Genomic DNA, 14,139 nt, shown 5'->3' with positions numbered 1-14,139 from the left:
CAAGACCCCTTTTGCTCACGTTGTCCAGTGACGTTTTCGGGGGGACGGGAAAGCCGCTCGAACAATGTCATAAAAAATGGCGGGGCGGCGAAAGCGCACCGCACTGTCCCGCCGTTTCACCGGGGTCCACTATGGCGTACGCCTCCGCGCCTGAACAATGCCACGAATTCGCCGCGCCATTGGCCGGCGTTCAACTGCGCCGGGGCCGCGGTTGAACGCCCGCCGTCACACCACCGGCTGGGCCGGCTCCAGCCCGGCCGGGCTCTCCTCCAGCGGGGCCGGCGTGACGGGCAGGCCGAGCCAGTCGAGGGCGTCGCCGATGTCGGCCGTGACGCGGATGGCGGCCCGTTCCTCCTGCGTGAGGAAGCCCTCGGCGACCACGTGGTCCAGCATGGTGACCAGCGGGTCGAAGAAGCCCGCCTGGTTGAGCAGGACGATGGGCTTCTCGTGGATCCGCAACTGGTTCCAGGTGGCGACCTCCATCAGCTCGTCCAGGGTGCCGAGCCCGCCGGGCAGGACCGCGAAGCCCATGGACAGGTCGTACATGAGCGCCTTGCGCTCGTGCATGGTCCCGACGACGTAGATGTTGCCGCTCGCGAGCTCGGGCTTCTCCCGCTCGTACAGATGGTGCGGGATCACGCCTGTCACGGCTCCGCCGGCCGTGGTGACGGCACTGGCGACCGCTCCCATGATGCCGACGCCGGCGGCACCGTAGACCAGCCCCGCACCGCGTCGCGCCAGTGCGGCGCCGAACTCTCCGGCCACGTGCAGGTAATGCGCGCGGGCGCCCGCGCGGGCGCCGCAGAAGACGGCGATGGCTCTGCCCTGGGAAGGACCGTTCAACATACTCTGCTCCCAACGAATCAGCGCAAGAAAAATCAGAAGGCCCGGCCGTATCTTTCGTCGTAGGTGAGTACGGACTGGAGCAGCACGTTCGCGCCCGCTATCAGGTCGTCGTCGGCGCTGTGCTCCTCCGGCGCGTGGCTGACGCCACCCTTGCTGGGCACGAAGATCATGCCCATCGGTGCGATGCGCCCGATGATCTGCGCGTCGTGGCCGGCGCCGCTGGGCAGGGAGAGGTGGCTCAGGTCGAGGATCTCGCTCGCCTCGGCGATGACGTCCCGCAGGCCCGCGTCGCAGGACATGGCGGTCACGCCGTGCTGGTCCGTCACCTCGATCGTGGTGACGGTCCTCATGGCGATGTCCAGGAGCTCGCCCCGCAGCCGCGCGATCGCCTGCCGGGTGGCGGCGTCGGACACGTCGCGCAGGTCCACCTGCAGCGTGACGGTTCCGGGGACGACGTTCCAGGCGTTGGGGGCCAGCGAGAGCGCCCCGACGGTGGCGACCCGTACCGGGCCGTGGGGGTGGGCGAGGCCGCCCACCGCGAGGATCACGTGCGCCGCCGCCACGAGCGCGTCCTGGCGCAGCTCCATCGGCGTGGTCCCGGCGTGCGAGGCCTTGCCGCGCACGGAGACGGTGAGCGTCGAACGGCCCGTGATGGCCTCCACCACCCCGATCCGGACGTCGCGGCTCTCCAGCACCGGGCCTTGTTCGATGTGCAGCTCCAGGTAGGCCGCCACCTGGTCAGGGCGCCACACGGCCCGGTCGAGGTGGGCGGGGTCCCCTCCGATGTCGGCCAGCGAGTCCGCCACGAGCCTGCCGCGATCGTCCACGGCGGTCAGGTCGGCCTCGTCGAGCGCGCCGACCATCGCGTGCGCCCCCCACATTCCCCGGGTGCCGAACGCGCCTTCCTCGTTGTTGAAGGCCACGACGGCGAGGGGGTGGGCCAGCGGGGTGCCGTGCTGGTTGAGCGCGCGGGCGACCTCGATGGCCGCCAGGACTCCGTACGCGCCGTCGAGGGCGCCGCCGTCGGGCACGGTGTCGATGTGCGACCCGAGCATGAGCGCCGGCAGGTCCGGGCGTTCTCCCGGCCGGTGCCCGATGATGTTCGCCGCGCTGTCGACGCAGGTCCGCAGCCCGGCTTCGGTCATCAGGTCGCGCACCAGCTCCCGCCCGCGGGCGTCCTCCGCGGTGAAGGCGAGCCTGGTGACGCCGCCGCCGGCCGTGGCGCCGATCGCGCCGAGGGCCCGGATGTTGGCCACCAGCCGATCGCCGGCGACCCGCAGGGTCTGGGCCGAACGCGTCTTCACGTCGTCTCCCATGATCGGGCCCTCACCGATCCGCCGGCGGGTTCGCCGCCGGGGAGGTCAGGCGTCCGGCCAGCTCCGCCAGGTCGCGGCTGCCCCGGATGTCCGCCATCGCGACGTCGAGACGGAGGTCCTGCCTGATCCTGAACGCCATCCTGGTGGCCAGGATCGAGTCACCGCCCAGGGCGGCGAAGTCGTCCTCCACGCCGATCGGCGACACTCCGAGCAGGTCCTCCCAGATGGCGGCCAGCGCCACCTCCGTGGGGGTGCGGGGCGAGGTGAACGTGGCCGCCGCCGGTCCGCTCCGCTCCCGGGGATCGGGCAGGGCCTTGCGATCGACCTTTCCGTTCGCGTTGAGCGGCACGGCCTCGATGGCGTGCAGCGCCGAGGGCAGCAGGTAGCCGGGCACCCGCTCGGCGAGATAGGCCATGAGCTCCTCCTCGCCGACCTCCGCCTGGGGCACGTAGTAGCCGACCAGCCGGCGCTGGGAGCCCTCGCCGAGGATCGCGGCCACCGACCGCGCGACGGCCGGATGGGTGGCCAGCACGTTCTCGACCTCGCCCGGCTCGACCCGGTAGCCGTTCAGCTTCACCTGGTCGTCCACCCTGCCCAGGAACTCGAGGTTGCCGTCCGGCAACCATCTGCCCAGGTCACCGGTGCGGTACATCCGGGCACCGGCCCGCTCGCCGAAGGGGTCGGGCAGGAAACGGCTCGCCGTCAGCGCCGGCCGGCCGGCGTAGCCGCGCACCACGCATTCCCCGCCGATGAACAGCTCTCCCGTGACGCCGACCGGTACGGGGTTCATCGCCGCGTCCAGCACGTACATGGTGGTGTTCGGGATGGCGCGCCCGATGGGGAGCAGGTCGCGTTCGACGGGGCGCCGGGTGTGGAAGATGGTGTTGCCCACCGAGGCCTCCGTCGGGCCGTACTCGTTGAGGACGACCGTGTCGGGGTCCAGCCGCCGCCAGCCGGCGAGATTGCGGCTGGGGAAGGCGTCCGCGCCGACGACGAGGGTGCCGGCCAGGTTCCTGGCCGCGGACCGTCCGAGCACTTCGGAAAGCAGGTCCAGGTGGCCCGGGGTCATCTTGATGAAGCTGAACGGCGCCAGCCGTTCCAGGCGGGAGCCCAGTTCGTGCACCGGCAGTTCCTCCGGCAGCATGCAGACGCGCTCGCCCATGATCAGCGGGGTGTAGAGGTTGGGCACGATCATGTCGAAGGAGAAGGAGGAGAACACCGGTGCTCCGCCGGAGCCCCGGCTCGCGTACCCCTCGACGCACCAGTTCAGGTAGTTGACCAGGCCGGAATGCGGGACCTGGACGCCCTTCGGCCGGCCGGTCGAGCCGGAGGTGTAGATGACGTACGCCAGGTTGGCGGGTGTGCTCAGCGGGGGGAGGTCGTCGGCGGGGTGGCGGGCGATGTCCGCGGCCCGCGTGTCGGTGCGCAGGACCCGCCAGCCGCCCTCCGGCAGCCGGGGCGCGAGGTGGGATCTGGTCACGACGAGGCGGGCCCGGGCGTCGTCGAGCAGGTAGCGCAGCCGTTCCTCCGGGTAGCCCGGGTCCAGCGGCAGGTAGGCGGCGCCGGACTTGAGCACGCCGAGCAAGGTGACGATCATGTCCGCGTCCCGCTCGGCGAGCACGCCGACCACGGACTCCGGCCCGGCCCCGAGGTCGCGCAGCTCCCTCGCGAGCCGGTTCGACCTGGCGTTGAGCTCGGCATAGGTGAGCTGGGCCTCGTCGCTCAGCACCGCGAGCGCGTCCGGGGTCCGGCGCACCTGCCGCTCGATGAGCTCGTGCAGGCAGCCCCGCGCGTAGTCGCGTGCCGGTCCGTTCCAGTCCACCAGCATGCGCCTGCGCTCCGCGGCGCTCAGCGGCGAGAACGACTCGTGCCGGTCGTCCGGCACCGTCATCGCCCTCAGCGTCGCGAGGTAGTAGTCGCGGATCACCGTCGCCTGCTCGTCGTCCAGCCGCCGGTGGTCCAGCGCCAGGGTCAGCCGCCCGGTGCGGGAGTCCCGGAGGAACCGCGCCGAGAGGGTGAGGTCGTTGGGCTCGATGCGATGGGTGATCGGAACAGGCGTGTCACTGAAGTCGACCATGGAGTCGAACAGCTCGGCGCCGCCCGTGTCCGGCACGATCCGGGCCAGCGGGTATCCGCTGTACGGGAGCATCGCCCGCACCTGGCCGGACACGCGGCGCACCAGGTCCAGCCATCGCCCGCCCCGCACGTCCACCCGGATCGGCAGGACGTTGAGGAAGACGCCCGCGGCCCCGTGCGCCTCGTGGGCGCTCTGGGGTGGCCGCATGGCCACCCCCGTGGCGACGTCGCCGTCGCCGGTCAGCAGGCTCAGCACCTTCAGGTGCGCCGCCAGCAGCACGTGCTCGACCGGCACGCCCGCCTCGCCGCTCAGCTCGCGCAGCGCGTCGCCGACGCCGTCCGGGACGGGCGACTCGATCGACCCGTACGCCGTGGCGCCGCCCGCGGGCAGGGGCTTGGGGGCGTAGCCGGAGAGGTGGTCCTGCCAGCGCTTGGCGTGCTCCGCGTCGTCGACGGCCGCCCGCTCCGCCGCGACGTACTCCGCGAACGCCCCGGAGGGTGGCGCGGCGTTGGCCGGGGCGCCCGGATCGGCGAGCAGGTCCGCGTACCGGCTCAGCGTCTCGTCGAGCACGCGGAGCAGGCTGTCCCGGTCGAGAACGGCCTGGTGGTACACCACGGTGCACTGGAACTCGTCCTCCGCCAGGCGGTGCAGCACGCAGCGCAGGAGCGGCGCCTCGGCGAGATCGAACGGCCGGCGCCCGTCGGCGCGCAGCCGGCGCTCCCGCTCCTGCTCGGGCAGGTCACGCAGATCGTGCACCTCGCGCCGCACGGTCGCCGCCGCGTGCACGAGCTGCATCGCCTCGCCGTAGGCGGTCAGGTCGAAGGAGGTCCGCAGGACGGCGTGCCGGTCCACCACGTCCTGGACCGCTCGATCGAACACCTCCAGGTCGAGCCCGAGCCCGCGCACGCGCGAACCGCAGGAGTTCAGGTAGGGTGTCTCCCCTTCTCCGGAAAGCGTGTGGTAGACGATGCCCAGTTGCAGCGCGGACATGGGATAGGCGTCGGAAAGCCCAGGCGGCAGCTCGGCCCGGTCCCCGCTCCGCACGAGCGAGAACGGTTCGGGTGCGGCTGTGCCGGCACTTTCCCGGCCGCCTGCCGGCCTGTTGTCCGTGGACGTGTCGCTCATTCTCATACTCGCCTTCTACAGCTACGTAGAATTTCTCGCCGTTCCTCCGGCGACAGCTCCTGCGATCGGAGCGCGACACCCGCGAAACGCCCGCGGGGCGGAAAAGCCGCTGAAGCGGAACCGAGCAAATCGATAAGAAAGTCGTGAGGCGGCGAAAGCGCGAATCACCGGCCCGGGCATTGCCGTTTCGCCGGGGTCCACTATGACGTATGCCTCGGCTCGTGAACAATGCCGCGCATTTTGCCGCGAAGGCGTTCAACTGCGCTGACGCCGCAGTTGAACGCCTTCGCGCGCGGCGGTGGTCAGCGGTCGCGCATGGGGCGCAGGGCCGGCCTCGTGGTCTTCTCCTCCCCGACCTGCCGCGCGAGGGTCGCGACCGTGGGGGCGTCGAAGAGCGTACGGACCTGGACGTCCACGCCCAGGAGAGCGCGGATGCGGCTGACCAGGCGGACAGCGAGCAGGGAGTGGCCGCCCAGCTCGAAGAAGTCGTCGTCGACGCCGACGCCGTCGAGCCCGAGCACCTCGGCGAACGCGGCGCACAACGCCTCCTCCCGCGCATCCGCCGGAGCCCGGCCGGCCCCGGCCGCGGCCGCGTGATCGGGTGCGGGCAGGGCGTGCCGGTCGAGCTTGCCGCCGGCGGTCAGCGGCAGCGCGTCCAGCACCACCCAGGCCGAGGGGACCAGGTGGTCGGGCAACCGCGCGGCGGCGAACCCGCGCGCCACCGACGGCAGATCACCGGCGTGGTCCGCGTCCTGAGCCACCAGGTAGCCGACGAGACGGGCCTCGCCGTCCTGCCGGGCCACCACGACCGCCTGGCCGACACCCGGGCATCCGGACAGCACCGCGGTGACCTCGCCCGGCTCCACCCGGAACCCGCGGATCTTCACCTGGTCGTCCACCCGGCCCGCGAACACCAGCCCGCCGTCGGCGGTCCAGCGGGCCCGGTCGCCGGTGCGATACATCCGCCCGCCGCCGAACGGGCAGGCCACGAAGCGCTCCGCCGTCAGCCCAGGACGGCCCAGGTAACCACGCGCCAGCTGGGCGCCGGTCACGTACAGCTCGCCGGTCACGCCGGGCGGCACGGGGGCCAGGTGCTCGTCCAGCACGTACAGGCCGGTGTTGGCCACCGGCCGCAGCCCGCCGGGCAGCCGGGTGGTGGCCACGCCGATCGTGGTCTCGGTCGGACCGTAGTGGTTGAACACCGCGCAGCCGCGCCGGCCGGCGGCCGTGAGGACCTGCTCCAGCCAGTCGGGGGCGGCGGCCTCGCCGCCCAGCACCAGCGAACGGGCGGGCAGCAGGTCCGGGCCCATCGCCGCCAGGTGCGACGGCACCATCTTGACGAAGTCGATCTCCTTCTCGGCCAGCAGCGCGCGCAGGGCCTCCGGATCGGTGGCCGCCTCCTCGGGCACGATGTGCAGCTCGCCGCCGAGCGCGAGACTGGCGAACACGATCGTGTTGCCCAGGTCGGTGGCCTGGCCCTGCACCAGCGCGTACCGGCCGCCGTCCAGGCCCAGGCGCTCCGGCGCCGACCCCACGTAGCTGGCCAGCGCCGCCTGGGTCACCACCACCCCCTTCGGGCGGCCGGTCGAACCCGAGGTGTAGATCACGTATGCGGCCTGCGCGCCGTCCGCACGCCGCTCCGGCCTTCCGGCCGAGGCCATCGACAGCCGCAGCGTGGTGAAGGTGTCGTCCAGCACCAGCAGTCGTGTCCGGCCCGCCGGGAGCTCGTCGGCGATCTCCTCGCTGGTGACCGTCAGCACCGCGCGGCTGTCGCCGAGCAGGTAGGCGATCCGCTCCACCGGCTGACGCGGGTCGATCGGCACGTACGCCGCCCCGGCCTTCCACACCGCCAGCACCGCCACGATCAGGTCGGCTCCGCGGCCCAGGCACACCCCGACCACCGACTCGGCGCCCACCCCCTCACCGGCCAGCACCTGCGCGAGCCGGTTGGCCCGCTCGTCCAGCTCGGCGTAGGTGACCTGCTCGGGGCCGGCGAGCGCGACCGCCTCCGGCCGGCGGGCCGCCTGCGCCTCGAACAGCTCCACCACCGGCGTGCCGAGCCCGCCGGCCGCCGTGTCGTTCCACTCCTCCAGCACTCTGCGCCGTTCGTGCTCCTCGAGCAGGTCGACCTCGCTCAGCCGCGTCCGCGTGTCGGTGCCGACGGTCTCCAGGACCCGCACCCAGTAGCGCGCGATCCGCTCGGCCCACTCCGGGTCGAACAGGTCGGTGGCGACCGTCACGGAGCCCCGCACCCCGGCCGGCGCCCCCTCGCCGTCGAGCACCTCGCCCACGAGCACGTCCAGGTCGAACTTGGCCGCCGACATCCCCGCCGGCATCCCCTCGGCCCGGACGCCGGGCAGGTCGAGCCTGGCCTCGGCGTTGTTCTGCATGGTGAAGACGATCTGGAACAGCGGGTGCCGGGCCATCGACCGCGACGGCGCCAGCTCCTCCACCAGCCGCTCGAAGGGCACGTCCTGGTGGGCGAGCGCGGCCAGGCTGCGCTCGCGTACCCGGCGCAGCAGCTCACGGAACTCGGGGTCGCCGGACAGGTCGGCGCGCACGACCAGGCTGTTGACGAAGCAGCCGACCAGGTCGTCCAAGGCCACGTCCGTACGGCCCGCGTTCGCCGACCCGATCGGGATGTCCGTGCCCGCGCCGAGCCGCGACAGCAGCACGGCGAGCCCGGCCTGCAACACCATGAACATCGTGACGCCCTCGGCGCGGGCCACGTCGGCCAGCCGCGCGTGCACCTCCGCAGGCACCTCCACCGGCACGCTGTGCCCGCGATGCGAGGCCACGACCGGGCGCGGCCGGTCGAACGGCAGCGCCAGCTCCTCCGGCGCCCCGGCCAGGGTCTCGCGCCAGTAGGCGACCTGCCGGGAGATCACGCTGTCCGGGTCGTTCTCGTCGCCCAGCAGGTCCCGCTGCCAGAGGGCGTAGTCGGCGTACTGCACCGGCAGCGGCTCCCACGCCGGGGCCCGCCCGCCACGCCTGGCCTGGTACGCCACCGACACGTCCCGCGCCAGCGGCCCGATGGACCAGCCGTCGCCCGCGATGTGGTGGATCACCACGACCAGCACCCGCTCGTCCGGCCCCGCCTCGAAGAACCAGGCGCCGATGGGCGCCTCGGCGGCCAGGTCGAAGGCGTACCCGGCGGCCTCGGCCACCGACGCCGCCAGGCCCGCGGGAGAGACCTCGCGCACCGACAGCTCCCAGCTCAGCTCCTGGATGGGCACCACCCGCTGGTACGGCTCACCGTCCGCGACGGGGAAGACCGTCCGCAACACCTCGTGCCGCCCGATCACGTCCCGCAGGGCGAGCCCGAGCGCGTCCCTGTCGATGTCGCCGTGCAGGCGCAACGCGATGGGGTCGTTGTACGTGGCGCTCGGCCCTTCGAGCTGGCCGATGAACCACAACCGCCGCTGCGCGAACGACAACGGCACCCGCTCCGGGCGTGCCATCGGCGCGAGTGGCGCCTGGGCGGTGCCGTCGTCGGACAGGCGGGCGGCGAGCCCGGCCGGCGTCGGCACCTCGAAGAGCACGCGGATGTCCACATCCACGCCGAGGACCGCGCGGACGCGGCTGGCCAGCCGCACCGCGAGCAGGGAGTGGCCGCCGAGGGCGAAGAAGTCGTCGTCCACGCCGACGCTCTCCAGGCCGAGCACCTGCGCGAACACCCCGCACAGGATCTCCTCGCGGGTGTCCGGCGGTCTGCGGTCCGCGGGCGCCGCCGTGCGCGCGCCGTAGTCCGGCTCGGGCAGGGCCTTGCGGTCGAGCTTGCCGTTGACCGTGAGCGGGAGGGCTTCGAGCGCCACCACGGCCGCGGGCACCATGTAGCCGGGCAGGCGTTCGGCCGCCAGCTCCAGGATCGACGGGTCGGCGCCGGCGGCGCCGTCCGTCAGGACGAGGTAGGCGACCAGGCGCTTGTCGCCCGGCTCGTCCTCCCGCATGATCACCGCGGCCCGGGCGACCCGCGGGTGGGTGAGGAGCACGTTCTCTATCTCGCCCGGCTCGACGCGGAAGCCGCGGATCTTCACCTGGTCGTCGCCGCGGCCGGCGAAGGCCAGCTCGCCGTCCGGCGTCCAGCGGGCCAGGTCGCCCGTGCGGTAGAGACGTGTGCCGTCGGCGGCGAACGGGTCGGCGACGAACCGCTCGGCGGTCAGCGCGGGCCGTCCGAGGTAGCCGCGGGCCAGCCCCGCGCCCGCGACGTACAGCTCGCCGACCACGCCGACCGGGGCGGGCGCCAGGAACTCGTCCAGGACGTACACCCGCGTGTCCACGACGGGCGTGCCGATCAGCACCTGGCCGGCGGCGGGGTCGCAACGCCAGAGCGTGGCGTCCACGGTGGTCTCCGTGGGCCCGTAGGAGTTGAACATGCGCCGGCCGCGCGCCCACCGCGCCATGACGTCCGGCGGGCACGCCTCGCCCGCGGCCACCACGACGACGCCGGTGTCGAGCGAGCCCTCGTCCAGGGTGGCGAGCACGGCGGGCGGCAGCGTCACGTGGGTGACCCGCCGCTCGGTGAGGAACGCCGGCAGGTCCCCGCCCAGCCGCCGGGCGGGCGGGATCACCACCAGCGCCGCGCCCGACAGCAGCGCCATCATCCACTCCCAGCCGAAGGTGTCGAAACTGGCCGACGCGAACTGCCCCACGCGGCTGCCCGGGCCGACGCCGAGGGCGCGCACCTGGCCGGCGACCAGCGCGGCCACTCCGGCGTGGGAGACGAGCACGCCCTTGGGCCGGCCGGTCGAGCCCGAGGTGTAGATGACGTACGCGGGCCGCGTCACCGCCCCGTCGTCCCTGACCGGCGGCGCCTCGGGGCCGTCGCCGTCCACGGCCAGCGTGGTCACGCCCGCGACGCCGGTGCCCACGACGACGGCGGGCGCGGCGTCCGCGACCATGAACGCCACCCGGTCGGCCGGGTAGGCGGGGTCGATCGGCAGGTACGCGCCCCCGGCCTTGAGCACCCCCAGCAGCGCGACGATCAGGTCGGCCCCGCGTTCGAGGCACACGCCCACCACCGACTCGGGGCCGACGCCGTGCCCGGCCAGCCGCCGGGCCAGCCGCCCGGCGCGTTCGTCCAGCTCGGCGTACGTCAGCTCGGTGCCGTCCGCCACCACGGCGACCGCGCCGGGCGTGCGCCGTACCTGGGCCTCGAACAGCTCCGCCACGGTCGCGGGCGGCACGTCGGACGCGGTGGCGTTCCAGCCCGTCAGGACGCGGTGCCGCTCGGCGGGGTCGAGCACGTCGAGTGCGCCGAGCCGGACCCGCGGGTCGCGGGAGACGGTCTCCAGCACGCGCGCCAGGCGCCCGGCCAGGGCGGTCACCGTACCGGGCTCGAACAGGTCCGCGGCGGCGGTGATCAGCGCGCGCACCCCGGCCGGGGAGCCGCCGTCGTCGAACGCCTCGGCCATGATGACGTCGAGGTCGAACTTGGCCGCGGAGGCGCTGGTGTGCACCGGCTCGGTGCGCAGGCCGGGCAGGTCGATGTCCTCGTCGATGGTGTTCTGCAGGGTCAGCATGACCTGGAACAGGGCGTGGCGGGCCATGGAGCGGCTCGGGGACAGCTCTTCGACCAGCCGCTCGAACGGCACGTTCTGGTGGGCGAAGACGCCGAGGCTGGTCTCGCGCACCCGGGTGAGGACCTCGGCGAAGGTGGGGTCGCCGGACAGGTCCGTACGCAGCACCAGCGTGTTGACGAACGAGCCCACCAGGTCGTCGAGCGCCTCATCGGTACGCCCCGCGTTCGGCGACCCGATCGGGATGTCGGTGCCCGCGCCGAGCCGGGACAGCAGCATGGCGAGCGCGGCCTGAAGGATCATGAACATGGTGACGCCCTCGTCGCGCGCCACCTGCCGCAGCGCGGCGTGCACCCCGGCCGGGACCTCCATGGGCACCGGGTGGCCGCGGTGGCTGGCCACGGCCGGGCGGGGGTGGTCGAAGGGCAGTGCCAGCTCCTCCGGCGCGCCGGCCAGGGCTTGGCGCCAGTACGCGACCTGGCCGGAGATGACGCTGCCCGGGTCCCGTTCGTCGCCGAGCAGTTCGCGTTGCCACAGGGTGTAGTCGGCGTACTGGAGCGGCAGCGGCGCCCATCCCGGCGCCCGGCCCGCGCGGCGCGCGGCGTAGGCGGCGGACAGGTCGCGGGCCAGCGGGCCGGTGGACGCGCCGTCGCTGGCGATGTGGTGGATCGTCACGGCCAGCACGTGCTCGTCCGGCGCGAGGCGGAACAACCACGCCCGCAGCGGCACCTCTTCGGCCAGGTCGAACACGTACCGGGCCGCGTCGGCGACCGCCGCGTCCAGCTCCCCGGGCGCGAGGTCGGTGACCGGCAGCTCCAGGGTGAGCTCCGACGGCGCCACGACCTCCTGGTACGGCTCCCCGTCCGCGGCCGGGAACCGCGTGCGCAGCACCTCGTGCCGCTCCACCACGTCGCGCAGCGCCAGGCGGAGCGCGCCGAGGTCGAGGGGGCCGCGCAGCCGCAGCGCGACCGGGACGTTGTACGTGGCGCTCGGCCCTTCGAGCTGGCCGATGAACCACACGCGGCGCTGCGCGAACGACAGCGGCACCCGTCGGGGGCGCTCCATCCGGGTGAGCGCGGTCTGCACGGCGGCGGCGCCGGCGCGGCGGGCCGCGTCGAGGTGGGCGGCGAGCGCGGCCACGGTCGGCGCCTCGAACAGAGCGCGCAGCGGCACCTCCATGCCCATGATCGTCCGTACCCGGCTGATCAGCCGGACCGCCAGCAGCGAGTGGCCGCCGAGCGCGAAGAAGTCGTCGTCCACGCCCACCCCGTCCAGGCCGAGGACCTGCGCGAACAGGCCGCACAGGATCTCCTCCTGAGGGGTGGCCGAGCGGGTGGCGGCCCCGGACGCGTGCTGGGGCACGGGCAGGGCCCTGCGATCGAGCTTGCCGTTGGCGGTCAGCGGCAGCTCGTCCATGATCACGAACGCCGACGGCACCATGTGGCCGGGCAGCCGCTCGGCCGCGTGGCTCCGCAGCGCGGCGGCCAGAGCCCCCGCACCGGACCGCGCGTGCGCGACCGGATCCGGTGCGCCCGCGTCCATCGCAACCGCGTCCATCGCAACGGGGTCCATCGCAACCGGGTCCATCGCGGGCGAATCCGGCTCGGCGGGTACGACGTAGGCCACCAGCCGCACGTCCCCCGGCACGTCCTCGCGGGGCACCACCGCGGCCTGCTCGACCAGCGGGTGGGCGGCGATCACGGCCTGCACCTCGCCCGGCTCGATCCGGAAGCCGCGGATCTTCACCTGGTCGTCCACCCGCCCGGCGAACACCAGCTCGCCGTCGGCGTTCCACCGCACCCGGTCGCCGGTCCGGTACATCCGCGTCCCGGCGGGCCCGAACGGATCGGCCACGAACCGCTCCGCGCTCAGCCCCGGCCGTCCCAGATAGCCGCGCGCCAGCCCGGCCCCGGCGACGTACAGCTCGCCCGCCACGCCCACCGGCACCGGCGCCAGGCGCTCGTCCACGACGTACACCTGCGTATTGGCGATCGGCGTGCCGATCGGCACGTCGGCCACGCCCGCCCGGCACTCCCACACCGCCGCGTCCACGGTGGTCTCCGTGGGGCCGTAGGAGTTGAACAGCTCCCGGCCCGGCGCCCACCGCTCGACCAGCTCGGCCGGCAGCGCCTCGCCGCCCACGTCGATGACCACGCCGGCGGGGACGGCGCCGTCGTCCATGCCGGCGAGCACGGCGGGCGGGAACGCGGCGTGCGTGATCCCCTCACCGGTGATGAACGCCGCCAGCTCCGCGCCGAGCCGCCGGTGCGGCGGCACGACGACGAGGGTGGCGCCGGCGGGCAGGGCCAGCGCCCATTCGGAGCAGAACATGTCGAAGCTGACGGACGCGAACTGCAGCATCCGCGATCCGGGGCCCACCTGGGTCGGGTAGCGCCGGGCGAGCGCCTCCGCCGTGTTGGCGAACCCCTCGTGGGTGAGGACGACGCCCTTGGGCCGGCCGGTCGAGCCGGAGGTGTAGATCACGTACGCCGGGTGCCCGGGCAGCACCGGCGACCCCAGGTCGTCACCGGGCAGCCCGCGCAGCTCCGCCGCCGTCCCGTGGGAGTCCACGACGAGCGCGCCGGGCACCGCCGCCGCCGTCGCCGCCGAGGCGAGCACCATCGCCGGCGCCGCGTCTCCGATCATGTACGCGATCCGCTCGGCCGGGTACTCCGGATCCACCGGCAGGTACGCGCCGCCCGCCTTCAGCACGCCGAGCACGGCGGCCATCAGCTCGACGCCGCGCTCCATCACCAGCGCTACCACCGACTCCGGGCCCACGCCCCGCCCCGCCAGCAGCCGGGCCAGCCGGTTGGCCCGCGCGTTCAGCTCCGCGTACGTGGCGGTGTCCCCGCCGCAGGCCACCGCGACCGCCTCGGGCGTCCGCGCCGCCTGGGCCTCGAACAGCTCCGTCACCGTCGCGGGCCGGACCTGGACCGCCGTGTCGTTCCAGGCGTTCAGCACCCGCTCGCGGCCGGCGGCGTCGAGCACGTCCACGGCGCTCAGCGGCGAGTCGGGGTCGCCGTCCAGCACCGCTTCCAGCGCGGTGGCCAGGTTGCCGGCGGTGGTGCGCAGCAACGTGCCGACGGCCCGCGGGTCGATCGGCGCGACGGCGTCCACGGCGAGCGAGAGCCGGTCGCCGCCGTCGTCCACGGAGACGGTGAGCGGGTAGTTGTCGCGGTCCTCGGAGTAGCGCAGCGTGACGCCCGGCAGCGACCCGCCCGCCTCCTGGGTGCCGGCGGCGTTGTGGCGGTAG

At 73.9% G+C, this 14,139-nt stretch carries 4 protein-coding genes (1 of these 4 running past the window's edge); all 4 read right to left on the bottom strand.

Features of this window, described 5'->3' with window-relative positions; translation table 11 throughout:
• Nucleotides 1–225 precede the first annotated feature (225 nt).
• A complete protein-coding gene (locus HD597_RS16675) occupies nt 226–846 on the bottom strand; it encodes an LOG family protein (RefSeq protein WP_253743201.1) in 621 nt (206 codons plus the stop codon).
• A 32-nt stretch (nt 847–878) separates the two neighbouring features.
• A complete protein-coding gene (locus HD597_RS16670; RefSeq protein WP_253743199.1) occupies nt 879–2,150 on the bottom strand; it encodes a Zn-dependent hydrolase in 1,272 nt (423 codons plus the stop codon).
• Nucleotides 2,151–2,172: 22 nt separating this feature from the next.
• A complete protein-coding gene (locus HD597_RS16665; protein WP_253743197.1) occupies nt 2,173–5,283 on the bottom strand; it encodes a non-ribosomal peptide synthetase in 3,111 nt (1,036 codons plus the stop codon).
• A 383-nt stretch (nt 5,284–5,666) separates the two neighbouring features.
• A protein-coding gene (locus HD597_RS16660) for a non-ribosomal peptide synthase/polyketide synthase (protein ID WP_253743192.1) crosses the window boundary here: on the bottom strand, nt 5,667–14,139 show its 3' portion. 10,583 nt of this gene lie beyond the right edge of the window; the window shows 8,473 of its 19,056 coding nt (coding positions 10,584–19,056); its start codon lies off the right edge, out of view; its stop codon occupies nt 5,667–5,669.

The organism is Nonomuraea thailandensis (assembly GCF_024172165.1).
Taxonomy (GTDB): Bacteria; Actinomycetota; Actinomycetes; order Streptosporangiales; family Streptosporangiaceae; genus Nonomuraea; species Nonomuraea thailandensis.
Note: the sequence above shows the minus strand (reverse complement) of the source record. Positions and strands in the feature narration are given on the sequence as shown.

What these genes read in the sequence shown, in the direction of transcription:
- HD597_RS16675 (WP_253743201.1), bottom strand. Translation starts at nt 846, where the DNA reads ATGTTGAACGGTCCTTCCCAGGGCAGAGCCATCGCCGTCTTCTGCGGC.